Annotated in this window: 26 protein-coding genes; 17 read left to right on the forward strand and 9 right to left on the reverse strand. The window is 35.5% G+C overall.

Annotated features, from left to right (window positions below; all coding sequences use genetic code 11):
- Positions 1–119: 119 nt before the first annotated feature.
- The 10 genes from hppD to M4I44_RS03460 all read left to right on the forward strand — a co-directional run bounded on the left by hppD (position 120) and on the right by M4I44_RS03460 (position 11,587).
- Entirely contained in the window at positions 120–1,280 is a 1,161-nt protein-coding gene (gene hppD / locus M4I44_RS03415; protein WP_017497444.1) for a 4-hydroxyphenylpyruvate dioxygenase, read from the forward strand.
- Positions 1,281–1,580: 300 nt separating this feature from the next.
- Complete coding sequence (locus M4I44_RS03420) at positions 1,581–2,351, forward strand: DUF3108 domain-containing protein (protein WP_017497442.1); 771 nt, start codon at positions 1,581–1,583, stop codon at positions 2,349–2,351.
- On the forward strand, positions 2,351–3,292 hold the full coding sequence (locus M4I44_RS03425) for a tryptophan 2,3-dioxygenase family protein (protein ID WP_249966519.1): 942 nt from the start codon (positions 2,351–2,353) through the stop codon (positions 3,290–3,292). The genes M4I44_RS03420 and M4I44_RS03425 overlap by 1 nt, the downstream gene beginning before the upstream one ends.
- Positions 3,293–3,314: 22 nt before the next feature.
- The gene (locus M4I44_RS03430) at positions 3,315–4,535 is read left to right on the forward strand and encodes a peptidoglycan DD-metalloendopeptidase family protein (RefSeq protein ID WP_089077474.1); all 1,221 of its coding nucleotides are present in this window, start codon (positions 3,315–3,317) and stop codon (positions 4,533–4,535) included.
- A gap of 34 nt (positions 4,536–4,569) precedes the next feature.
- Entirely contained in the window at positions 4,570–5,190 is a 621-nt protein-coding gene (locus M4I44_RS03435) for a hypothetical protein (RefSeq protein ID WP_249966520.1), read from the forward strand.
- Between the two features lie 45 nt (positions 5,191–5,235).
- Complete coding sequence (locus M4I44_RS03440) at positions 5,236–5,571, forward strand: hypothetical protein (protein WP_249966521.1); 336 nt, start codon at positions 5,236–5,238, stop codon at positions 5,569–5,571.
- 112 nt (positions 5,572–5,683) lie between these two features.
- Positions 5,684–7,327, forward strand: a complete 1,644-nt coding sequence (gene pgi, locus M4I44_RS03445; protein WP_249966522.1) for a glucose-6-phosphate isomerase — start codon at positions 5,684–5,686, stop codon at positions 7,325–7,327.
- A gap of 321 nt (positions 7,328–7,648) precedes the next feature.
- Positions 7,649–10,477 (forward strand): TonB-dependent receptor domain-containing protein, encoded by a 2,829-nt coding sequence (locus M4I44_RS03450; RefSeq protein ID WP_026110083.1) that lies wholly within the window; start codon positions 7,649–7,651, stop codon positions 10,475–10,477.
- 105 nt (positions 10,478–10,582) lie between these two features.
- Positions 10,583–11,005 carry a hypothetical protein gene (locus tag M4I44_RS03455; RefSeq protein ID WP_017497435.1) on the forward strand — a complete coding sequence of 141 codons (423 nt, stop codon included), beginning with the start codon at positions 10,583–10,585 and terminating at the stop codon, positions 11,003–11,005.
- A gap of 90 nt (positions 11,006–11,095) precedes the next feature.
- On the forward strand, positions 11,096–11,587 hold the full coding sequence (locus M4I44_RS03460) for a septal ring lytic transglycosylase RlpA family protein (protein WP_017497434.1): 492 nt from the start codon (positions 11,096–11,098) through the stop codon (positions 11,585–11,587).
- 80 nt (positions 11,588–11,667) lie between these two features.
- Here the strand turns inward: M4I44_RS03460 and M4I44_RS03465 are convergent, their stop codons facing one another.
- Positions 11,668–12,123, reverse strand: coding sequence for a DinB family protein (locus tag M4I44_RS03465; RefSeq protein WP_017497433.1), 456 nt, complete (start codon positions 12,121–12,123; stop codon positions 11,668–11,670).
- A gap of 76 nt (positions 12,124–12,199) precedes the next feature.
- Between M4I44_RS03465 and M4I44_RS03470 the strand changes: the two genes are divergently transcribed.
- The 5 genes from M4I44_RS03470 to M4I44_RS03490 all read left to right on the forward strand — a co-directional run bounded on the left by M4I44_RS03470 (position 12,200) and on the right by M4I44_RS03490 (position 15,679).
- Complete coding sequence (locus M4I44_RS03470) at positions 12,200–12,553, forward strand: arsenate reductase family protein (RefSeq protein WP_202700535.1); 354 nt, start codon at positions 12,200–12,202, stop codon at positions 12,551–12,553.
- 205 nt (positions 12,554–12,758) lie between these two features.
- Entirely contained in the window at positions 12,759–13,619 is an 861-nt protein-coding gene (locus tag M4I44_RS03475; protein WP_035746767.1) for a YicC/YloC family endoribonuclease, read from the forward strand.
- Between the two features lie 91 nt (positions 13,620–13,710).
- The gene (gmk, locus tag M4I44_RS03480) at positions 13,711–14,283 is read left to right on the forward strand and encodes a guanylate kinase (RefSeq protein WP_017497430.1); all 573 of its coding nucleotides are present in this window, start codon (positions 13,711–13,713) and stop codon (positions 14,281–14,283) included.
- A gap of 109 nt (positions 14,284–14,392) precedes the next feature.
- On the forward strand, positions 14,393–14,974 hold the full coding sequence (gene nadD / locus M4I44_RS03485; RefSeq protein ID WP_070906398.1) for a nicotinate (nicotinamide) nucleotide adenylyltransferase: 582 nt from the start codon (positions 14,393–14,395) through the stop codon (positions 14,972–14,974).
- Complete coding sequence (locus M4I44_RS03490; RefSeq protein WP_249966523.1) at positions 14,975–15,679, forward strand: hypothetical protein; 705 nt, start codon at positions 14,975–14,977, stop codon at positions 15,677–15,679.
- Positions 15,680–15,735: 56 nt separating this feature from the next.
- On the opposite strand, the gene M4I44_RS03495 is transcribed toward M4I44_RS03490, so the two are convergent.
- The 8 genes from M4I44_RS03495 to M4I44_RS03530 all read right to left on the reverse strand — a co-directional run bounded on the left by M4I44_RS03495 (position 15,736) and on the right by M4I44_RS03530 (position 22,324).
- Positions 15,736–17,205, reverse strand: a complete 1,470-nt coding sequence (locus tag M4I44_RS03495; protein WP_249966524.1) for a nicotinate phosphoribosyltransferase — start codon at positions 17,203–17,205, stop codon at positions 15,736–15,738.
- Positions 17,206–17,212: 7 nt separating this feature from the next.
- Positions 17,213–18,055: an ADP-ribosylglycohydrolase family protein gene (locus M4I44_RS03500; protein WP_249966525.1), complete on the reverse strand. Its 843-nt coding sequence runs from the start codon at positions 18,053–18,055 to the stop codon at positions 17,213–17,215.
- A 43-nt stretch (positions 18,056–18,098) separates the two neighbouring features.
- Entirely contained in the window at positions 18,099–18,647 is a 549-nt protein-coding gene (locus M4I44_RS03505) for an RNA 2'-phosphotransferase (protein ID WP_249966526.1), read from the reverse strand.
- A 7-nt stretch (positions 18,648–18,654) separates the two neighbouring features.
- Positions 18,655–19,182 carry an NADAR family protein gene (locus tag M4I44_RS03510; RefSeq protein ID WP_249966527.1) on the reverse strand — a complete coding sequence of 176 codons (528 nt, stop codon included), beginning with the start codon at positions 19,180–19,182 and terminating at the stop codon, positions 18,655–18,657.
- Positions 19,183–19,277: 95 nt separating this feature from the next.
- Positions 19,278–20,111: a ribose-phosphate diphosphokinase gene (prs, locus tag M4I44_RS03515; RefSeq protein ID WP_249966528.1), complete on the reverse strand. Its 834-nt coding sequence runs from the start codon at positions 20,109–20,111 to the stop codon at positions 19,278–19,280.
- Positions 20,112–20,186: 75 nt separating this feature from the next.
- On the reverse strand, positions 20,187–20,879 hold the full coding sequence (locus tag M4I44_RS03520; RefSeq protein ID WP_249966529.1) for an NUDIX domain-containing protein: 693 nt from the start codon (positions 20,877–20,879) through the stop codon (positions 20,187–20,189).
- A gap of 115 nt (positions 20,880–20,994) precedes the next feature.
- A complete protein-coding gene (locus tag M4I44_RS03525) occupies positions 20,995–21,351 on the reverse strand; it encodes a PKD domain-containing protein (protein ID WP_026110082.1) in 357 nt (118 codons plus the stop codon).
- Positions 21,352–21,418: 67 nt separating this feature from the next.
- The gene (locus tag M4I44_RS03530) at positions 21,419–22,324 is read right to left on the reverse strand and encodes a LysR family transcriptional regulator (RefSeq protein WP_249966530.1); all 906 of its coding nucleotides are present in this window, start codon (positions 22,322–22,324) and stop codon (positions 21,419–21,421) included.
- An 85-nt stretch (positions 22,325–22,409) separates the two neighbouring features.
- Between M4I44_RS03530 and M4I44_RS03535 the strand changes: the two genes are divergently transcribed.
- A complete protein-coding gene (locus tag M4I44_RS03535) occupies positions 22,410–23,174 on the forward strand; it encodes a type 1 glutamine amidotransferase domain-containing protein (RefSeq protein ID WP_249966531.1) in 765 nt (254 codons plus the stop codon).
- A gap of 169 nt (positions 23,175–23,343) precedes the next feature.
- Positions 23,344–24,501: an iron-containing alcohol dehydrogenase gene (locus M4I44_RS03540; RefSeq protein WP_249966532.1), complete on the forward strand. Its 1,158-nt coding sequence runs from the start codon at positions 23,344–23,346 to the stop codon at positions 24,499–24,501.
- The last annotated feature ends 280 nt before the right edge of the window (positions 24,502–24,781 follow it).

Here is a 24,781-nt window from a genome sequence, read left to right on the forward strand (position 1 = left end):
ATAATAACTTCGCGAACTTTGCGAAATAACTTCGCGTGCTTTGCGGTAAAAAACAAATCTTAAAAACAACACTACGGTTCAATCAATTAAACGATTAACCGATCAAACAAATAAACATTATGTCAAAAGAAGTAAAATCAGTAGAATACGGATTAGAAAAAATCTTTGAAGGAGCACAGGATTTCCTTCCGTTATTAGGAACCGATTATGTAGAATTCTACGTCGGGAATGCAAAACAATCGGCACATTATTATAAGACAGCTTTCGGATATCAGTCATTAGCCTATGCCGGACTGGAAACCGGAGTAAAAGACAAAGCTTCTTATGTTTTAAAACAGGACAAAATCAGAATTGTTCTAACAACACCTTTAACTCAGGATTCACCTATTCACGAACACCTTAAAAAACATGGTGATGGTGTAAAAGTAGCCGCTCTTTGGGTTGAAGATGCCAGAAGTGCCTACGAAGAAACAATGAAACGTGGTGCTCGTTCTTTTATGGAACCAACGGTTGAATCGGACGAATTTGGAGAAGTAATCCGTTCCGGAATCTACACTTACGGAGAAACCGTTCACATTTTCGTAGAAAGAAAAAACTACAACGGTATTTTCCTTCCGGGGTATCAGGAATGGAAGTCGGATTACAATCCGGAGCCAACCGGTTTAAAATACATCGACCATATGGTTGGAAATGTAGGCTGGAACGAAATGAATACCTGGGTAAAATTCTATGAAGATGTTATGGGATTTGTAAATTTCTTATCCTTTGATGACAAACAAATTACCACAGAATACTCCGCATTGATGAGTAAAGTAATGTCTAACGGAAACGGAAGAATCAAATTTCCTATTAACGAACCAGCAGAAGGAAAGAAAAAATCTCAAATCGAAGAATATTTAGATTTCTATGGTGGTCCCGGAATTCAGCACATTGCCATTGCTACAGATGACATCATCAAAACAGTATCACAATTGAGAGCAAGAGGTGTTGAATTTTTATCTGCTCCTCCTCACACATACTATCAGGCAATTCCTGAAAGATTAGGCGTGCATATGGATATGATGAAAGAAGACATTAACGAAATTGAAAAGCTGGCCATCATGGTCGATGCTGACGAGGACGGTTACTTGTTACAAATATTTACGAAGCCAGTTCAGGACCGACCAACACTATTCTTTGAAATCATACAAAGAATGGGTGCAAAAGGATTCGGCGCAGGAAACTTTAAAGCCCTTTTCGAGTCAATCGAGAGAGAGCAGGAATTGAGAGGAACGCTGTAAAAATGCATTTTTTTTACATTATGCAAAAAAATTCTCTGTAAAATGATGGTTTTTATGCAAATGTTATGTTAAACTCACTTTTTAACATTTATTTTTTGAACTTTGTATCTATCTTTGCACTCGCAAATCAGGAAGGGGTGGTTTCCTTCCGAATTGATATAAATTTCATAATTTATAGTTTTTTGGTTAGTTAATAGCATAAAAACTCCGTCATTCCTTGACGGAGTTTTTTTGTTTTGATACATTTGGAATAAAATTTGCATTTATATATCTTTAATAGTGAAATGTAAAAAATGTACTATGAAAAAAATAGTCCTGCTCATATTAGTTCTTACGACCCTAGGTTTCGACACTCAAAAAGAAGATGCTTTTGACACCGGAGAATACTTCAAATTCAGAATTCATTACGGAATCATAAACGCCGGCTACGCCACTCTCGAAATTAAAGACGCGACGATCAACAATAAAAAAGTTTTTCATGCCGTAGGTAAAGGATACACAACCGGAATGTCAAAATTTTTCTTTAAGGTGGAAGACCTTTATGAAAGTTATTTCGACAAACAAAACGGAGATCCTTATCGCTACGTTAGAAAAATAAACGAAGGAGGCTACACCAAAAATCAGGAAGGTTTTTTTGATCAGTCTGAGAAAAAAGTTTTAGTAAAAGATTACAAGCGCAAAACCGAAAAAACAATTGTAATTACCGACAATGTTCAGGATATCATCTCCTCGTTTTATTATTTGAGAAACCATCCAAACATAGACAAACTCAAATCAGGCGAGGCCATCACCATTGATATGTTTTTTGATGATGAAATCACAAAATTTAAGTTAAAATATGTAGGCCGACAGGATATTACAACTAAATTTGGTACCGTTTCTTCAATGGTTTTCAAACCACTGGTACAAACTGGGAGAGTTTTCAAAGAAAAAGAAAGCGTAACCCTTTGGATTACAGACGACGAGAACAAAGTTCCGATACGCATAAAAGCAGATTTGGCTGTTGGATCACTTAAAGCCGACCTTGACGAATATAAAGGATTAAAAAATCCATTTAAAGCAAAAAAATAATGAACCCTACTGATCATTCAGAATCAATTTTAAAAGAAATTGACCTTAAATTCCAAGCTATAAATCAAAAAACCGATGTACAATTAGAAGGATTGCTTTGGTCAAAACCTATCACCTACTGGGACTACATACAAACGGATGCCCTGTTAAGTTTACAAACCCAACGCACTACGCTTCCTGACGAGATGGTTTTCATCATGTACCATCAGGTAAACGAATTGATCTTTAAAATGATATTGTGGGAAATTGACCAAATTGCCAACACGCAAGATATTCAGGTTGTCTTTTTCAGTGAAAGATTATCCAGAATAACGAGATACTTTGACATGCTGACGAATTCGTTTAGCATCATGGAAAACGGAATGGAAGTGGATCAATACATGAAATTCCGAAATACACTGACTCCTGCGAGCGGCTTTCAAAGTGCACAATACCGATTAATCGAATTTGCATCGACAGATGTGATCAATTTAACCGATCGCCGATACAAATCAAACTTTGACGAAAATACTCCGCTAGAAACCAGTTTCGAACATTTATACTGGCAGGCTGCCGGAAAAGATTATCAAACCGGAGAAAAATCATATTTACTTCAGGAATTTGAAAACAAGTATAAGGATCAGTTCCTAAGACAAATGTCAACTTTTAAATCAAAAAACATCTGGCAGAAATTTACTCAGCTACCTTTAGAGGACCAACAAAATCAGGAGTTAATTGATGCGATGCGTCATTACGACAAAACGGTAAACATCACCTGGGTAATGCAGCATTTAAATACTGCAAGAAAATATATACTGGAAAGCGGAAAAGGAAACGGAGAAGCCACCGGAGGAAGTGATTGGCAAAAATATATGCACCCAAAATACCAAAGACGCATCTTTTTTCCTAAATTGTGGACCGAAGAAGAATTGTCCAATTGGGGAAATGAAACAGCTAATTAATTTCCTAAAAAAATTTAAAAGTTTGAAAAAAGCATTCGTAATTATAATCGTTTTATTCTCAATATTTTCATGCAATAAAACTGCCGAAAAAGTTGAAACTAAAATCACTAAACCAAAAACTAAAAAAGTAGAATTTGGTTTTAATTACGCCGATTTCAATGTTATTCACGATACTATTAAGAAAGGAGATTCATTTGGATCTATTCTTCAAAGTCAGAATATTGGAGACAAAAAAGTCTATGATGTTGTAGAACAAATAAAGGATTCTTTTAATGTAAGAACCATTCGCTACAACAAACCTTATACTATACTTCGTTCAAAAAATAAAACAAACAAGTTACAGGTTTTTATTTATCAGCCGGATCCGCTGACGTATTATGTTATAGATTTAAGAGACAGCATTGCAAAGGCCAGCAAAAAAATAAAACCGGTCACTTTAAAACGTAAAATTATCGGAGGAGTTTTAAAAAGTTCTCTTTCTGAAACTTTAGGCAATGAAAGCGTAGAAGCCGCTCTTGCCAGCAGAATTACCAAAGTTTTTTCATGGTCGATTGACTTCTTTAAACTAAAAAAAGGAGATCGTTATGGATTAATTTTTACAGAACGTTTTATTAACGGCAAAACTTACGACGGTGTTGAAGATCTTGAAGCCGCCTTCTTTGAATATAAAGGCAAAATTATTTATGCTTTCCCATTTGAAAAAGACACTACTTCAGGAAAAATAGAATATTATGACGATCAGGGAAAAACGCTGAAAAACTTTTTCTTAAAAACTCCGATTAAATTCAGCCGTATCACTTCGCGATTTACCGCAAACCGCTTTCATCCGGTACAACACACCTGGAAAGCCCACAAAGGAACGGATTATGCCGCTCCAACCGGAACACCAATTTCATCAACTGCCTCGGGAATTGTAGAAGCAACAGGATACACGGCAGGAAACGGAAACTTTGTAAAAGTAAAACACAACGGAACCTACTCTACTCAATATTTACACATGTCCCGAATTTTAGTTCGACGCGGTCAGCGTGTGACACAGGGACAAACCATTGGATTAGTAGGCAGCACCGGTCTTGCAACAGGACCTCATGTTTGTTACCGTTTTTGGAAAAATGGCGTACAGGTAGATGCTTTGAGACTTAATTTACCAACCGGAGAATCTCTAACCGGAAATTACAAAACCCGTTTCTTCCAGCAAATAGAACCTTTGAAGAGAGAACTGGACAGCATTGGGAATTTATAAAAATCTGTTTTTATCCTTAAACATAGAAACAAACATGAAAAACAAACGCATTAAAGACCTTCTTGATGAAACTTTTTCAGATTTAAAATTATTCTACAGAGACACCACCTTAGATGACAGTTTACTTACTGCTTATCAAATGGGACAAATATTAAAAGAAAAAGATTTCACAGACATGTCCTTTATTGGTGGCGGTCTTTCCGGAAACTGTAGATTTTTAATTGCAAGTGCCGGAGCAAGAGATTTATCCAAATTCAATCCGGATTCGGCAAAAAACGGACATGCTCTTCTGGATGATAACTCCTTCTTTAAAGTATTGGACATTTGTAAAATCGACGATAAAACCCAGATTTTCCTCCTCAACATTCCCGGAAACTCACTTTCGCTTTTTAAAAATTCGACTTCAAACCTCGAAGAAGAAATTATAGAAAAAGCAAGACAAAAATTCACCGCTAAAATCAACTCTCCCCTAATTCCGGAATTACAAACCGAAATCTGGAGAGAAAAAACAAAAGCTCCTATTGGCATCAGTCTTTCCGGTGAATTACACTTTGACGATTCAACTATCAAAAAAGAGGAAGTTCAAAGAATAGAAATCAATACAATCAAAAAGCGAATCGAAATCAACAAAAAGCCCTGGTGGAAAATTTGGTAAAACTTCCACTTAAAAACAAGTATCTATCAAATCCTACATCGACGCATGAAACGATTCTTATTACTGCTTTCTTGTACCATAGTTGCGGGATGTTCGAATCCACACACTTTTCTTTTAAACGATAAGAAACAAAACCAATATTTTGTATCGGAATCTATCCAACAGGCATTCGAAAAAGATATCATTAAAAAATCGCCTTTAATTGTGATAAACGGAGTTCCGTTTCGATATGATAAAAAGCAAGACACTATAATTTTGCCCCTTGAAAAAACTAACATTATTAGTGTAGACTTTTTAAATGAAAACAGCAGCCGCATCATTTACAACGAAAAAGAAAACGATGGTGCTATCATAATTACAGCAAGAATTCGAAACAAATAAACAGATATATCGTTTTCGTAACTATTTGTTATATAATTGTGAAGCTTAAAGCTATTAGAACTAATTTCAGTATTTTTGTTTTTTTATAACCACATTCTCAATTAAACAAAAAATGGCTTTAAACACTACAAACCCAACCGGGACTGAAGCGTGGAAAAATCTGCAAAACCACTATAACGCAACTCATAAAACTACTATACAAGAACTTTTTCAACAGGACAATGCCCGTGTTGAAAAATTCAATTTACAATGGAATGACTTTTTAATTGACTATTCTAAAAACAACATTAGTCAGGAAACTGTTTCTCTTTTACTGGAATTAGCCAATTCAATTGGATTAAAAGAAGCCATCTCTCAATATTTTGAAGGAGCAATCATTAACCAGACTGAAAACAGAGCGGTTTTGCATACTGCATTGCGCGCACCGGAATCTGCAGTTATTAAAGTAGAAGGCGAAAATGTAATTCCGGAAATTTATGAGGTAAAAAACAAAATCAAACAATTTAGTCACGAAGTAATTTCGGGAGAAAGAAAAGGTTTCACCGGAAAAGCTTTCACTGACGTAGTAAATATAGGTATTGGAGGTTCTGATCTTGGGCCGGTTATGGCTGTTGAAGCTTTACAGTATTACAAAAATCACTTAAACTTACACTTTGTTTCTAATGTAGATGGCGACCATGTAAACGAAGTCATTAAAAAATTGAATCCGGAAACAACTTTATTCCTTATTGTATCCAAAACTTTTACCACTCAGGAAACCTTATCTAATTCTGAAACTATAAAAGAATGGTTTTTGAAATCGGCTTCCCAGGAAGATATTGCCAAACATTTTGTCGCGGTTTCAACCAATATTCAAAAAGTGACTGAATTTGGAATTAATCCTGACAATGTTTTTCCAATGTGGGATTGGGTTGGAGGAAGATTTTCACTTTGGAGTGCTGTTGGTTTAAGCATTTCGTTAGCGATTGGTTTTGACAATTACAACGAACTGTTAAAAGGAGCTAATGAAATGGACGAACATTTCAAGACAACCACATTCGACGAAAACATTCCCGTAATTCTGGCATTGTTAAGTATTTGGTATAATAATTTCTTTGGCGCTGAAAGCGAAGCATTGATTCCATACACTCAATATCTTCAGAAATTAGCTCCCTACCTGCAACAGGCTACTATGGAAAGTAACGGAAAAAGTGTTGGTCGTGACGGAAAACCGGTTAACTACCAAACCGGAACAATCATCTGGGGAGAACCGGGAACCAATTCTCAACATGCCTTTTTCCAATTGATTCACCAGGGAACAAAATTGATCCCGACAGATTTTATTGGATTCATTCAACCTCTATACGGTAACGAAGATCATCACGACAAACTAATGTCCAACTTTTTTGCTCAGACTGAAGCCTTAATGAACGGAAAAACCGCTGCACAAGTTCAGACTGAATTTGACAAACAAGGATTATCGGCAGAGAAATCATCCTACTTGTTACCTTTTAAAGTTTTCACCGGAAACAAACCAACAAACACGATCTTAATTCAAAAACTAACTCCAAAAAGCCTGGGGTCACTGATTGCATTGTACGAACACAAAATTTTTGTTCAGGGTATTATCTGGAATATTTTCAGTTATGATCAATGGGGAGTAGAATTAGGAAAGCAATTAGCGAATTCTATTTTGGATGAAATTAACACCAAGACGGTAAAAAATCATGATAGCTCGACTTCTTTCTTATTAAATCACTTTTTGAAAAATAAGTAAAACTCAAAAAAGATCCATACACAACATACTGAAACGCCTTGATTTAATGAAAATTAAGGCGTTTTTTCGTACACAAGCATCACATAAGCAGCTAAAAAAGCGATCTCCTGCAAGTTTAGCGCTACAAGACAATTAAAATAATTACGATTTTAACAAAATTCACACTAAAAAATTCAAAAAAACCTCATTTTATCTAACAAAAAAAAGAAAAATCATTTTAATGCGCAACACATTATACAAATCTTTCTTTTCTTAACAGTTTGATAACATTATCTGATTTTATTGTTATAATTTTGCCAAAAACAATAAACTAATTAACAAATGAAGACAATGAAAAATTGGTTACTTACTGGACTATTGTTCATGATAGTTTCAACCGCATTTTCTCAAGGAAAAATTTCCGGTATGATTACCGACGGAGTGGGTTCACTTCCGGGAGCAAACGTTGTGATCAAAGGATCTACAGTTGCTACTTCTACAGATTTTGACGGTAAATTTACTCTTAATGCAACAACAAGTACAGGAGAAATCGTTATTTCTTTTTTAGGTTACGAGAATTTAACTCTTAGATTTTCAGTTAGAAATGGTGAAACTACTAATTTAGGAACAATCGTTTTGACTTCTAATTCTAATGAATTAAGCGAAATTGTTGTAAAAAGCACAATCGTTGACATCGCAAAAGACAGAAAAACTCCTGTAGCGGTTTCAACAATTAAAGCTGCTGAAATCCAGGAAAAACTTGGAACTCAGGAATTTCCAGAGATCTTAAGAAACACGCCTTCTGTATATGCTACTAAAGCTGGTGGTGGTTTTGGAGATTCAAGAATCAACATTCGTGGTTTTAACCAAAACAACATCGCTGTAATGATCAATGGTATGCCGGTTAACGACATGGAAAATGGTTCTGTTTACTGGAGTAACTGGTCTGGTTTATCTGAGGTAGCTTCAGCTATTCAGGTTCAAAGAGGTTTAGGAGCTTCAAAATTGGTAACTCCTTCTGTTGGAGGAACAATCAACATTGTAACTAAAGCTTCTGACAGAAAAGAAGGAGGATCTTTTTCTTCTGGATTTGGTAATGGAAGAAACTTTAAAATTCAAGGTTCATACAGCACTGGAAAACTAGATAATGGTCTTTCTGCTTCTATTTTATTGTCTCAAACAATGGGAGACGGATATGTGAACGGAACTCAATTTGAAGGTTCTAACTACTATGTTGCTTTAGGATACGGTAGCAAAAGTGGAAAACATGACTTTCAAGTTACAGTAACAGGAGCTCCACAATGGCACAACCAAAGATCTACTGTACCAACAATTGCTACTTACCAAAAATATGGTATCAATGGAGATCCAAACATCAGATACAATGCTGATACAGGATATTTGAATGGTGAAGAATATAACATCAGAAAAAACTACTACCACAAACCGGTAGCATCTTTTAACTGGGATTACAAAATCAACGAAACTACAAAACTTTCAACTGTACTTTACGCGTCTATGGGACGTGGAGCTGGTGCAGGAGCAACAGGTGGTGTTGGTGGAAACACTTACAACAGTGCAGTATTCTTAACAGCTGATGGTTTAGTTGATTACAACAAAATCCAAGCTTGGAACAATGGTACAGGACAAGTTTTCTTTAACGGAGCAAACAGAACCAGAACTCAAATTGGTGGTGTTTACCAAAACAGTTCTTCAACTGGTAGAACTGGAGCAGGAACTACTGCATCTCCATATGTTTACAATACTACATCAGGTATTTCACAAACGTCATCTATCAACTCTCATGACTGGTTTGGTGCTGTTGTTAATTTGAACAAAAAATTATCAAATACACTTACTTTAGATTTCGGTCTTGACGCAAGAACTTACACTGGTTACCACTTTACTGTTGTTAACGACAGATTAGGCGGAGGAGAATTTTTTGACAACAATATTGCAAGTCTAAAACCAACTGGAAGACGTCTTACAGAGACATATTCTACAAATGTACAATGGAATGTTTTTGACAAAAGAAATTATGACAAGATCTCATTCAACAGTACTGGAAAAGTAAAATGGTATGGAGTATTTACACAATTAGAGTACTCTAAAGACAATTTAACAGCTTTCGTTCAGGGAGCAGTTTCTCAACAAGGATTCAAAAGAGAAGATGACTTTGTTTACCTTCCAACTGACCCATTAACTTCTACTCCTTACAAAAACATCCTAGGAGGAAACGTAAAAGGTGGTGCTAACTACAACTTAAGCGAAAAAAGTAATGTTTACGTAAACGCTGGTTACTATTCAAGACAACCATTCTTTAACTCTGTTTATCCAAACAACAGATCAACAGTAAACCCTAACCTTACTAATGAGAAAATCATTGGATTTGAGGCTGGATATGGTTTCCGTTCTAGATTTTTCAACGCTACAGTAAACGTTTACAACACAACTTGGAACGACAGATACTTAAAAGGTAATGCATTACCAACTGACCCAAATACTTACACTGAATACTTAGGTCTAAACGAGGTACACTCAGGAGTTGAAGTAGAAGCAAGTTCTAACATTACTGACAGATTAAAAGTAACTGGAATGGTATCTTACGGAATCTGGGAATACAAAGGAAATGCTACTGTAAACGCTTACAATCAAGCAGACAATAGTCCTGTTGTAGGATACGTTGCTACACCAGTTTACATGGACAAAGTAAAAGTAGGTGATGCTGCTCAAATGACAGCTTCTTTAGGTGCTGCTTATGAAGTTTTAACAAGAGTAACTCTTGATGCTAACTACAATTTCAACGATAAATTGTACGCTGGATTAAGCCCAATCAACTTTGCAGATCCAAACAACAAAGGAGCATTACAATTGCCTTCTTATGGTTTACTAGATGCTGGTTTCTCATACAAAATGTTAACTGGAAAAAACAAAGACAAATCAGTTAACTTCAGATTAAACGTAAACAACGTACTTGATAAAACTTATATCGCTGAATCAAGAACAAATACTTTCGCTGATGACAACCTTCCTGTAGCTACTGGTCAACCAGCTGGTTCAAAAGGAACTTACGCATCTAACGGAATGCTTTACAATGGAGTAGCAAACGTTAACCAGGTTTTCTTCGGTTTCGGAAGAACATGGAACTTCTCTCTACGTTACGATTTCTAATATTTAGAATCTAAATAAATACCTAAAGCGGCATTGACTTTTAGTCTGATGCCGCTTTTTTTATACCCTTTTTTGCTATATTTGTTTTATCAAAAAATCTAATTTATGTACCATTTTTTAAGAGAATTCCATAAGGGCTGGGCTTACTTAGCACTTTTAATTTTATTAATTGCAGTTGTAAATGCCATCATTGGTCTTACTTCTAAAAAAGACTTTACAGGCAAAGACCGCAAGATTGCATTATTTGCCTTGATTGGAACTCATACACAATTATTAGTTGGTTTAATCCTTTATTTTGTATCACCTTTAGGGAAAGCTGCTTTTGGCCAAATGTCTAATGCAGCACTTAGACTTACTTCATTAGAACACCCTCTAATCAACATTATTGCTATCATTTTGATCACCATCGGATGGTCGAAACATAAAAAATTAGTTAATAGCGAAGCGAAGTTTAAAACTTTTGCTATATTTTACGGATTAGGATTATTGCTTATTTTAAGCAGAATCCCATGGAACCTGTGGTTCTAAGAAAAAACCAATTAAAGCCCTAAAAATAGGGCTTTTTTTATCTCGGCATATTATTTGTACAAACTCCCCAAGTCTGAAAAAAAATAAAACATGAGAAATAAAAAACATATTTTACTCACTGCACTTACTATAACTTTTTTAAGTTGTTTTACCTATGTTATAAGCCAAACAAAGCCTGCAACTGAACCTAAAATTACTCAGGATACTGTCAAAACTGCCAGACCTAATTTAATTGCAATACCAACTGATTCTGTTTTTACGGATAAGGGCTTGAAATTAAAACCTTATAAAAAAAATGCACATGCCTCTTATTATGCTGACCGTTTTAATGGTAAAAAAACAGCCAACGGAAGCCGATTCAGCAACAGCGCTTACACTGCCGCACACAAAAAACTTCCTTTCGGAACGAGAATAAAAGTCACCAATGAAGCAAACGGAAAATTCGTAATTGTAAAAGTTACCGATCGCGGTCCATTTGTTCGAACAAGAGATCTTGATTTATCCAAAAGAGCCTTTATGGAAATCACGAAAAGTAAAGGAAGCGGTGCTATGAAAGTTACGATCGAAACTATAGTAGAATAACATCCTTTTAAAATACAAAACCCGACAGCTTTTTAGAAACTGTCGGGTTTTTTCGTAAATTGAGTTGTCCTAAAAAAGATCTAAACAAACTTTCGAATACTCATCACTACTCCGGTATGAACGCCTTCATGGTAATTATTAAAATCCAAAGCTCCGTTTATATTCTTCAGAGTATACCCTAAACTAGTGGTATATTCATTATAATTCACAAAAATACCTGCCGCAAAATCATTTTCAACCTGCTTTAAAGTAGTCGAAAGCAGTTCACGTATTTCATCAACTTCTGCTTGCGAAACGTCTCCTTCCGGCTTAGTATCTTTTCGGTATTTAGCAATAAAATCTTCAGAAATGGTAACCGGTAAACCCGATAACTTATAAACCAAAGCCTGCTGTGAAGCAACACAATGTGCGATATTCCAAATGATATTGTTATTGAATCCTTGCGGAATTTTGTTTAATTGTTCTAATGAATGACTGTCTAAAACTTTCAAAAGAATCTCTCTAATGGTCTTTTGTACTTCAAAAACTGGGTTCATATTTTTATTTTTTTCTAAAATTAGGCAATTTTAAGTTTCAAATGGATTTTCTTTGTAGTCTCTTAAATTTAAACTTATGAACAAAATATATTACTTAGCGTCCTGCGATACTTGCCGAAAAATCATTAAAGCATTACCGGAAGGCAACAACCTGGTTTTTCACGACATTAAACAGAACCCGATTACAGCAACGGAATTAGAAGAAATGTATCAACTTTCGGGAAGTTACGAAGCTTTGTTCAGCAAAAAAGCACAACTGTATAAATCGATGGATTTAAAGAACAAATCTTTAACGGAAGCCGATTTTAAAAAATACATCTTAGAACACTACACTTTTTTAAGCCGTCCTGTTTTTATTATTGACGGAAAAATCTACATCGGTAATAGTCAGCAGAATGTTTTACAGGTAATGAAAGCCTTAGGACAATAATTTACCTAAAAGCCGTAAAGATTCCCGGTTTGCGTTAGGGATAGAAGTGGAAATCCTTTTTTTGAGTTTTTTCTGCTCAAAAAAAGATTGAAACGGATAGCCCGACCGAAGGGAACGCCCAAAACCTTTTAAAAATAAGGCAATAGAAACTAGAAAACCTCACTCTAAAGTTTTTTAGTATCTTTGCGCCTTTATACTCAATTATATGATACAATCTATGACAGGGTTTGGCAAAGCTTCTTTGCAATTGCCTACAAAAAAAATTACCGTTGAAGTAAAATCCTTAAACAGTAAAGGTTTAGATTTAAATGTTAGAATGCCATCGGTATACCGCGAAATGGAACTAGGTTTAAGAACTCAAATCTCTACTAAACTGGAAAGAGGAAAAATTGATTTCGGAATTTACGTTGAAAGTACTTCTGAACAAACCTCAACTAAGGTAAATGTTCCTGTTGTAAAAAACTACATCGCTCAACTAAAAGAAGTTTACCCGGATGCGGATGAAACGGAACTGATGAAAATGGCTGTTCGAATGCCGGATACCCTAAAAACCGAGCGCGAAGAAATTGATGAAAATGACTGGGAACAAATTCAGTTGATCATCGAAGAAGCTTTGGAAAACATTCTGACTTTCAGAAAAGACGAAGGAGAATCTCTTGAAAAAGAATTCAATCTCAGAATATCGAATATCCGTCAATACATGAACGACGCTCTGGCACTTGATCCGGAACGTATTAAAGCCATCAAAGACCGTTTACAAACTGCGATTTCAGAACTGAAAGTGAATGTGGATGAAAATCGTTTCGAACAGGAATTGATTTACTATCTTGAGAAACTTGATATTACGGAGGAAAAAGTTCGTCTAACCAATCATTTGGATTATTTCCTTGAAACTATAAAAGGTTCTGAAGCTAACGGTAGAAAACTTGGATTTATCACTCAGGAAATGGGTCGTGAAATCAATACCATGGGTTCAAAATCAAATCACGCGCAAATGCAGAAACTGGTTGTGATGATGAAGGATGAATTGGAAAAGATCAAAGAACAGGTTTTAAATGTACTTTAAAAACTGTACGCTTTAAGCATTAGGCTATAAGCAAAAAAACATAGAGTAAGTGAGCTTAAAGCGTACCGCCTAAAGCCTAAAGCATAAATTAATGAATAAAGGAAAATTAATTGTTTTTTCAGCACCATCAGGATCAGGAAAAACAACTATAGTAAAGCATTTATTAGGGAAAGAAGATTTAAATTTAGAATTTTCAATCTCAGCAGCTTCCCGCGACCCACGCGGAGAGGAAGAACACGGAAAGGATTATTATTTTATTTCGCTGGAGCAATTCAAGAAACACATCAAGGCTGAGGAATTCCTGGAATGGGAAGAAGTGTATCGTGACAACTTTTACGGCACTTTAAAATCGGAGATTGAAAGAATCTGGGCTTTAGGAAAAAATGTGATTTTTGATATTGATGTTGCAGGCGGACTGCGTATCAAGCATAAATTTCCGGAACAAACTTTGGCTGTGTTTGTGAAACCTCCAAGTGTTGATGAACTAAAACGTCGACTAAAACAACGTTCTACAGAAAGTGATGACAAAATAAACATGCGAATTGCAAAGGCTTCGGTTGAACTGGCAACTGCACCACAATTTGATACGATTATCAAAAATTACGATTTAGATACCGCTAAAGAAGAAGCATATCAGTTGGTAAAAGATTTTGTGAACAAATAGCTATTACACTAAGATTCGCAAAGAAGAACTCAGAGATTCACTAAAATTTTATAAATTACTTCGTGAATCTCTGCGAGAACTCTGCGAATCTTTGTGAAACAAAACATTTATGAAAATAGGCCTTTATTTCGGAACGTATAATCCCATTCATGTTGGTCATTTAATCATTGCCAACCACATGGCTGAGTTTGCCGATTTAGATCAGATATGGATGGTCGTTACACCACACAATCCGCTTAAAAAGAAATCTACCTTGTTAGACGATCACCAACGTTTGCAAATGGTGTATTTGGCCACTGAAGATTATCCGAAAATAAGACCTTCAGACATCGAATTCAAATTACCACAGCCTAGTTATACGGTCAATACACTGGTTCATTTGCATGAAAAGTATCCAACTCATGACTTCTCTTTAATCATGGGCGAAGACAACCTGAAAACACTTCACAAATGGAAAAACTACGAAGTGCTTTTAGCAGATTACGATATTTATGTTTATCCTCGAATATCTGAAGAAGAGGAAAACATCGAATTAAAATCACATCCAAAAGTGCATATTATTGATGCTCCAATTGTAGAAATCTCTTCTACTTTTATCCGAAACAGTATCAAAGAAGGCAAAAACATACAGCCACTTTTACCACCAAAAGTTTGGGAATATATTGATCACAATAATTTTTATAAAAAGTAAATGTCTTTCTCTGCTTCGATTTTTTATCCAAAGAAACCCAAACAATTTGATTTTACTTTATCTGAAAAACTAACTTATTATACTTTAATTGCTAGTGTTTCGTATGTATTATTGCTTGTATTTATAGAAACTTCTTTTGGATTTAAGATTTCAAAATATGCCTATTATTTGCTTATCATTCCCGTTATAACTTATTTCATTGCTGGAGCCATCAGGCTCACCGAATATGAGAACCTAAATGGATCTTTTATAGGAACAATTTCCTTTGAAGATGATTTTTTGGCTATTGATGCCAAACAATATCACTATAATAAAATAGAAAATTTAATTCTATACGGAAACTCTTATTCGGGTCAAAGAAACGAAAACACAAGATCTGGTCCGGTATACAGTAACGGAATAAACAACCTGATTTCTTTTAATTATGAAGGGGGAAAAATCTCCCTAAATTTTAAATTAGATTCTGAAAGACATATTGATGAACTGCAATTAGCTTTATTGGACATTATTACCAATGAAAAGATTCCATATCAAAGAAAATATTTAAATTTTATAAATAAGGAACACCGCTCCTACACAAAATTTGAGTTATTCGTTGCGAAATTGATTAAAGAAAAGAGAGTGGAATGCACAGAAGGATTGTTATTAATTGGATATGATACTGATAATGAAGCAAAAGAATTAAGAGCAAAATATTGTTGCTAAAAAACATGACGACAAGAAATAAAAAAGCCTGAAATCAAATTCAGGCTTTCTTGTTTTTATGCTTCAACGTTTACCGCGCTTTTCACTCTTGTTCGAATCTCACTTAGCGACTGTTCTGTTAAAAGTTTCCCGTCTCTGAAAACTTCTTTCAATTCGCCTTGTTTTTCTTCTTCCCAGGAAACATTATCCGTTAGATGATATACACCATCAATTAAATCAATTTTCATTAATCCTTTGGCTGATTTTTTAGTTCCATCATCTGTTATTGGATCTTTAAAGATAGCTCTGCCTTCTCCCTTAACTTCTCCATAAGTTGCTTTCATTGCAAAACCAAAAGTATCTCTGGTATTGTATTGATAGGTAAACGAACCGATTCCCAAAACAACGTTTGTAGAAGCAAATCCTTTTTCTTTTAATCTTTCGCAAATTTGGGTCGCCCTTGCTACCGTAATACTATCACCGTAAATGGCACCAATCTGTGGAATAAGCTCCTTATATCCTTTTGTATTAACCGTGCCTCCAAAAACATCCCAAAGCAGCTCAATTACCCCTTTTTTCTCTTCTTCTGTTTTTCCGTTTGGATTACCACAAATAATATCTACCGGATCACCACTATCAGGTCGGATGACAACTTTACCTTCTCTGGCAATTATTTCTTCTTTCAATCGTGGTAAATAGTCGGTAAGAACTTTCCATAAATCCCAGGTATCCGAAACGATAGACACGATTCCTTTTGGATACACTTCTGTAACCAGTCTTTTAAACGTTTCACACTCTCCTTCGGTTGTTCCCATACACATTACGGAGTGCTCCGTTGCCGCAACTGAACCTGCAATTAATTCGGCATCAGAATCAGCCTTGTAATATTCTTCAAAAAAGTCAATTACCGGAATGGTATCAGAACCCGTAAAACTCAATAAATGTCCAGCCGCAGAAGTAATTGCTGCCTCGATTCCACCCATTCCTCTCATGGAGAAATCATGCGCCTGCCAATCTACAAATTCAGGAACTGATGATGTTTCGTCAGCAAATTTATCCAATACTTTTCGATATTCTTTTGCAATAGTAGCAGAATTACAAGGCAACCAGACTACTGCAGACAATAAGGTTTCGAAATAATTAGTTAGCCAGAAAAACTCCGGAAGCGTATTGTACATCGTAAACATGGGTACTCTTAATGGCACGCTAACACCTTCAGGCAACGCTTTAAAAACCATCGGAATATATCCTAAATCATGTAAATCTTCAATATGTTTGGTTCCAACCTGATTTTCACCTAAATAATTATTGATTCTGCGAGCGTATTTTTTAACGACTTCTTCTTTTGGCTTTTTAAAGAAATCGGCCTCAAAATCATGAATGATATATTTTTTGATGAAATATTGCAATCCGAAGAACACCACCTCCTCTAGTCCTTCAATTCTTGATTTTCTTGGCGTCCAGTTGGAATATACTAATGTTGTTCCGTCTGGGTATTGTCTTCTGTGGTCAACTTTGTAACCGTCGGTTAATAATAATGGGTTCATAAAAATCTTAATTATTAAATTTATTGTTTAGCTCTAAGTCCAGCTTGCTTAGAAAGTCTTTTCCAAATGTATCGTTCTCCAAACCTTCATACAAAAATGCAGGCAGGGTTTTATCGCAGTTTTCTTTGTTACTTAAAATCGCCATACACAAGGCAGCAACCGTATCGGTATCTCCACCATAATCGATACTTGTTTTTAAGCAATCTTTCATGGAAGTCGCTTCGGAAACGATTTTAATAACCGCTTGTGTAGTTGGGTATCCATGCATATCGATTGGCGAAGTAATTTTATAGGTTTCATTCTCCTTCAGCGTTTCATTTAAAAATGACACTAAATTCGATCCGTCACCCAAATTGTATTTAAAATAGTGAACGGCCAATGCAATACGCTTCGCACAACTGATCCCTTCAACAGTATAATGAGAAGTTCTTGCCTGAATTTCGCAGAAACTCATCAACTGATCTATATCTTTTACATAACCAATACTATAGGCTCGCATAGCAGAACCGTTTCCGTTACTTCCGTTGTTGATTATTTTAATGAAATCAGATCCATTTCTACTTGCATCCAAGGCATTGTAAACTCTGTCGGAATAACCTCTTCTTTTATCTCGGTGAAATACTTCAACAAACTTATCTGCTACTTTGATTTCGTTCCAATTATCCTCTTCTAATAACAATTCTGAGATGGCAATTGCCATTTGCGTATCGTCTGTATAGCGTTTGTAAATTTCAGTATAAAGTCCGTGTTTGTGATACTGGGTTAAATGGTTGTTCTGAGAAATGAAATCTAAATCCCGAAATTCAAAACCTGCACCATATGCATCACCTATTGCCGCTTCTAGTATCATAATTTGTTGTGTTTTATAATTTTAAAATGATGCCTACTACTCCTTATGATTTAAACTCTATGTAGGTTGCCGGAACCTCAGCGGTTAGCCAAACATTATTCTCAGACAGATAAAATTTAAAACCATCTCTGTACATGGCACCACTTCTTACTGTCAGAATCTGGGGAGCTCCTCGCCTGCTTCCTACTTTTATTGCCGTTTCTTTGTCTTTGGAAAGGTGTACGTGCTGACGGCTCATTTTTTGTAAGCCTTCAAGTTTTATACTCTCCATAAACTTTCCAACGGTTCCATGGTATAAAAACTCTGAAGGTTCGGCCTCCTTCAGGTTGAGCTCAACTGAAATTGAATGTCCCTGACTTGCTCTGATCTTTGTTTTGTCTTCATTAAAAGCAAAACGTTTTTTATCGTTGTTTTCTACCACATAATCCAGAAGTTCTGCATTAAGTGAGTTTTCGTTTTTAGAGCATTTTGCGATCAATTCTTCAACATCTGCCCAGCCGTTTTCGTCTAACTTTAAACCGATGGTTTCGGGTGAATGCCTAAGCACCAGACTCAGAAATTTGCTGACGCTTTTTGCTGTTTTTTCATTCATAACTCAACTATTTCAATTCATCTCTAACTTCCATCAAAGCAAAACCTAATAAGTTAAGCCCTTTCCATTTAGCAGGATTCAGAACATCTTTATGGTCACCTGCCATTCCAATTCCCCAGATTGGATCAACGGGACTCGCTTCGACTATTACTCTTTCATCTGTGTTTAGCAAAAAAGCTTTCAAATCGGGGTTTTGACTGAACTTATGGTAGTTTCCTTCTTTTACAATCTCAAATCGGTTTTCTAACCAAATTGCATCGTCATAATTTTTAACTTGACGTCCCAACTTTTTAGCTTCGGCAGGAGAATTAGCTTTAATGATTTTATCTAAAACTTCATTATCGTTAAACAATTCGGCTTTTTTTGCCATCATCCAGTGTTCGGCAGTTTTATAAGTCACGCCATTTACTTTAAAAGAACTTAACCACCACTGACTAAAGCAGGTTTTAGTAATCGTTCCGTCTTTACTGGGCTGATGTCCCCAGAAAAATAAAAACTTATTTTCTGGAGCTATGGTATCTATATTGTATTTCATGTTTTTTGTTATTGAAACAAAGAAGGGGGTTCTCTGTTATTTTGTTTCAAGTTTCAGGTTCCCTATATAACTTGAAACCTGAAACTTGAAACTTTTTAAACTAATTGATCCAATCCAATCACCTGAACGCTTTCGCCCTCGAAATCTTTTACTGAATTGGTGGTAAAAATAGCGTCGAAGCAATTTAAAACTTCGAAACCTTTATTGAAAATTCCGTGGCTTACTGCTAAGTATAATTTTCCGGCATTTTTCTTTTTTAATTCTTCAGCTAATCCGACGAAAGTTCCTCCTCCGTCGCAAATATCATCTACAATTAAACAGTCCATTCCGTTTAGATCGTCTTCATAAACTTTAAAACCAGATAATCTTCCGGTTTTTACATCACGGCTTTTGCTGCATTCTACCACATCAATACCGCCAAGAAATTCAGAAACTTTGTAGATTTTCTTTAATGCACCGCCATCCGGAGAAATTAATTTTACGTTTTCGCCAATTACTTTCAAAACCGCTGCAATAAAAGTATGATTCGGGATCACTTCACAATTGTTTACTAAGGCCGGAGTCACTTCAGAATGCGCATCAAAAACAAACACTTTATTCAACTGAAGTGCATTGATGATATCAGCATATACTTTTACAGATAACGATTCGCCTTTAATCATGACACGATCCTGTCTGGCAGCCGGGAAATACGGAATAAACAAGTCGATTACTTTCACGTCCATTCTGCGTAAAGCATCAACCGTGATGCACAACAGACCTAAATCGTTGAATGAATTTAAACGGTGTGTGATCGTTACTTTTTGGGTATTGTCAAAATCAGGACTGATTTTAATATGAGGTTCTCCTCCTGAAAATGTGAAACTTTGAAATTTGATTTCTTCCTTATTAAGAATTGGAGTGAATTTTGGGTCTAAATTAAGTATCATAGTTTTTTTAGTTTGCGTTAATTATACGCAAATATAAGTCAATATATTTATTAAACAATTTATTTTGTGTAAAATTTACGCAAACTTTATTTCGAAGTGAAATCCTTTTTCTATTAACTCTTTATATTTCAAATCATTAAATCTAAAAAGTTTTGCAGGACGACCGCTTTTTACTGGTGAAAAATGATCGGTTTGATCCAGAAAACCATAGCTCAGTATCTTCTTTCTAAAATTTCGACGGTCTATTTCCTTTTCCAAAATAGTACAGTAAAGATTTTCCAGGTCAGAAAACAAAAATTCCTGAGGAAGTAAATCGAAACCTACTGGTTCATAGGTCAATTTTGCTTTTAATCTTGTCAATGCAGTTTTTAGGATTAAATTATGATCGAATGCCAGATCGGGAATCTCATCTATTTTGAACCATTGTACACGTTCAGCATCAGTATCCGCTTTAATTTCCAGACTTGAAGCGTCTACTAAAGCATAATAGGCAACGGAAATCACACGATTTCTGGAATCCCTATTAATATCATCTCCAAAAGTATACAGCTGCTCCATAAAAGTAAGCTGAACATTGGTCTCTTCGTGCAGTTCTCTGATAACGGCATCACTCAAAGATTCGTCTTCTTTTACTAAACCACCCGGCAAAGCCCAATACTTATCGGCAGACCCAAACTTTTGCTCTATTAAAAGCACATACAAACTGTTGTTCTTATATCCAAACACAATGGCATCAACCGCAATTCGAATATTTTGAAAATTTTCCATATTTTAAAACTCCTATCTCACAAATATAACGAATGAGAGTCAATTTTATAATCTATCACATCAGCAATAAATTATAAAATTGACTCTCATCAATATTCTATTTCTTTCGGCCTGCCTAGTTTATCGTTACGGTTCTTTTTGGAATAGAAGTACAATCTGCACCATTTTTTGCAACAGTAACCTCTGCACTAACTTCATAAGTTCCTGCTGCCGGGTAAATATGCGTAGTACTAGTCCCGGTTCCGGTTGTACCGTCTCCAAATGTCCACTTTACACCCACCAAAGTTCCGGTTCCGCTATATCCAACAGAATAGTTCATTAATTTCGGATTAGTAGCATCGGTAGAATTATGTAGTTTTACAAAAATTGCTTCTCCCAGACAATCTATAATCACCTCGTCGTCATGTTTGCTACAAGAATTAGCCGTATAAAATACCAGGGCAAGCATTAAAATTGATACGATCTTTTTCATTTTTAAAAATATAAAGAATTTATCTCTCAAAATTATTCTTAAAAAATACAGAAAACAATGATTTCTGTCATAATCGGTTACCAAAAAACAATTTTAACTCTTTGGAGATAATTTCAAAAAACGAACTCAAATTATTGTTTTTAGCTGTTAATAGATACACATACTCTTCCGGTACGTGAAAACTATTCCATAACAATTGCAATTTATTCTCTTTAATATATTTTCGTGCATTGCAGTTCCAGGTTATCGCTACTCCTTCATTGTCCGCTAACATTCTTAACATTTCAGATTCAGACGGAATAATATAGTTCGGAACCATTGATGGCCTTTTTTTATTAAAAGCGTGTAGCCAAAATAGTTTTATATGTGGAATTCTGGCATCGTGACTGTACCATTTTTGTTCATTGAGCCATTGCTCTACTTCCGTATAATTATCTGATTTTAATTTCTGCCGAAATTCTGTACCATCCAAACGTACTGGTGCCACCATGATGAGCTTAATTTTCCCCACAATTTCGTAGACCGTATCAAAGGTGTCAAATCTTTTTGTCGTAATTGCGAAGTCAAGCTTTTTAGCATCTATCAACTCGAAAAGAACATCGTTTTCTGCAAAAGTAAAATCGATTAAATCGAACTTAGCAATCAACAGGTTTCCAATACAATTAAAAAGATTTTTGGAGATCCCAACAGAAATTAGCCGATTAGCATCCTCTGCTTTTGCCCGAAAGCTGCTTTCTACATTTTCAAGCCGATCCAGCGCATCTATAATTAAATTATTCAGTAACTTAGCGTATTCCGTTGGTTCTACGCCTTTTGACTTTCGATTGAACAATTTATTTCCAACATGTGCTTCCAGCATAGAGATTTGCTGGCTCACCGCAGGCTGACTCATAAATAACTCTTTTGCAGCGATAGAAAAATTCCCGTTTTTATATACAGCCTTAAAGGTTCTGTACCACTCCAGATTCACCATGACATAAATATATTTATAACAAACATAGTTTATTTTATTTTTACTGATATCACTTTAGCCGTAAATTTGATCAAAATTTAAACTTATGAAAAAGATAACCTTACTTACGATTATAGCCTTTAGTGCTTTTAGTACTTCAGCTATAGCGCAAAAAGCAACAAAAAAAAGTACCAAAAAAGTACTATTTGTTGTGACCAGTAACGACAAACTGGGAAATACCGGAGAGAAAACCGGATTTTGGTCAGAAGAATTTGCTGCACCTTATTATGAGCTATTAGATCAGGGCGTCGAGATTACAATTGCTTCTCCACTGGGAGGCCAGCCTCCAATTGATCCTAAAAGTGCCGATCCGGCATCAGCCACTGAAGACACGAAACGTTTTGACGCTGATAAAACTTTGCAAGAGAAGTTAAAACATACCCATAAACTTTCGACTATCAATCAAAAAGATTACGATGCTGTGTTTTACCCTGGAGGTCATGGTCCGCTTTGGGATTTGGTAGAAGATAAAAGTTCCATTGCTTTAATTGAATCCTTCTATACTCATAAAAAACCTGTAGCTTTTGTTTGTCATGCTCCGGCAGTTTTAAAAAACGTAAAAGTTAAAGGCGAATTTTTAGTAAAAGGCAAAAAAGTAACCGGTTTCACAAATGCCGAAGAAGAAGCGGTGGGCTTAAGCAAAGTAGTACCGTTCTTATTAGAAGATGCTCTGACAAAAAATGGCGCTACCTTTTCAAAAGCAGCCAACTGGCAACCGTATGCTGTAGAAGATGGCTTTTTAATCACCGGACAAAACCCTGCTTCGTCTAAATTAGTGGCTGGAAAATTATTACAGCAATTGAAGAAATAAAGGTACTGAGGTGCTAAGACACTAAGATTCTGAGATTCTAAATAACAGGACTTAGAAACATTAAAATAAAACAATTACCCTAATAAAAGATGCTGAGACATTGAGATTTTAAGAATCTGAAAAAAAACTTAGAACCTTAGCACCTCAGCAACTTAGAAACTCTAAAAAAATGCTAAACTTTGAATTATACAATCCGACGAATTTAATTTTCGGAAAAGGACAAATTGAAAAACTTTCGACTTTAATTCCTAAAGATGCCAAAATCTTACTGGCTTATGGTGGTGGAAGTATTTTTAAAAACGGAATTCACGAACAGGTGATTCAAAACTTAAAAGGTTTCGATATTGTAGAATTTGGCGGAATCGAGCCCAATCCGCATTACGAAACGTTGATGAAAGCGGTTGCTGTTATTAAGACTGAAAAAATTGACTTTATCTTAGCTGTTGGCGGTGGTTCTGTAATTGATGGTGTGAAATTCATTTCAGCGGCCGTAAATTTCGACGGAAATCCGATTGACATTTTACAAAAACGATTACTCATTAAAGAAAACGCTATGCCTTTTGGAACTGTTTTGACTTTACCTGCAACGGGAAGCGAAATGAATTCGGGAGCTGTTGTTACCATCGAGGCAACACAAGAAAAACTGGCTTTCGGCGGAAGTGCTCTTTTCCCTAGATTTTCAATTTGCGATCCAACCGTAATTGCATCTTTACCAAAAAGACAATTACAAAATGGAGTCGTAGATGCTTATACACACGTAATGGAACAATACCTGACTTATCCGCACGAAGGTTATTTACAAGACCGTATTGCCGAAGGAATTTTACAGACGTTAATTGAAGTTGGCCCTAAAGTGGTTGAAAATCCTACCGATTATGCTTTGGCTTCTAATTTTATGTGGAGCTGTACCATGGCTTTAAACGGATTGATTCAAAAAGGAGTTCCTTCGGACTGGGCAACTCACATGATCGGTCACGAACTAACGGCTTTATATGGAATTGATCATGCCAGAACTTTAGCCATTATAGGACCTAGTTTATACCAGATAATGTTTGAGACCAAAAAAGAAAAACTTGCCCAATACGGCAGAAGAATTTTCAACTTAACAGGTTCTGACGATGAAGTGGCAAAAGAAGCAATCAATCAAACTGTAGCATTTTTCCATACTATGGGAATGGATACTAAACTTTCGCAATACACAGACGATTATAGCAAAACGGCTGATTTTATTGTAAACCGATTTAATGAAAGAGGCTGGAAAGGTTTAGGTGAAAAACAACTAATTACTTTAGACAAAGTAAAATCGATTGTTGAAATGAGCTACTAATAGCTAAATTCCAAATAAAAAAACAAATTCCAGTATTAAGCTCATTTGGAATTTTACAAAAAAAGCGTTCTCATTTTATGGGAACGCCTTTTTACAATACTAAAACAAAATTAACTAACTCAATTCTTGCTAAACTCATTAAATTCTAATTTATAAATAGTTACAACGTACGGATTGCCTTTTTATTGTATAATCGTTAAAATATTTTCTGTTTCAATTTAAATCCTCTGGAAACCATTGTATTTAAAGAGGCTTTCCAAATTTCTTAAATGAGATTTTG

The organism is Flavobacterium sp. B183 (assembly GCF_023539155.1).
In the GTDB taxonomy this organism is placed as follows: Bacteria; Bacteroidota; Bacteroidia; order Flavobacteriales; family Flavobacteriaceae; genus Flavobacterium; species Flavobacterium tructae.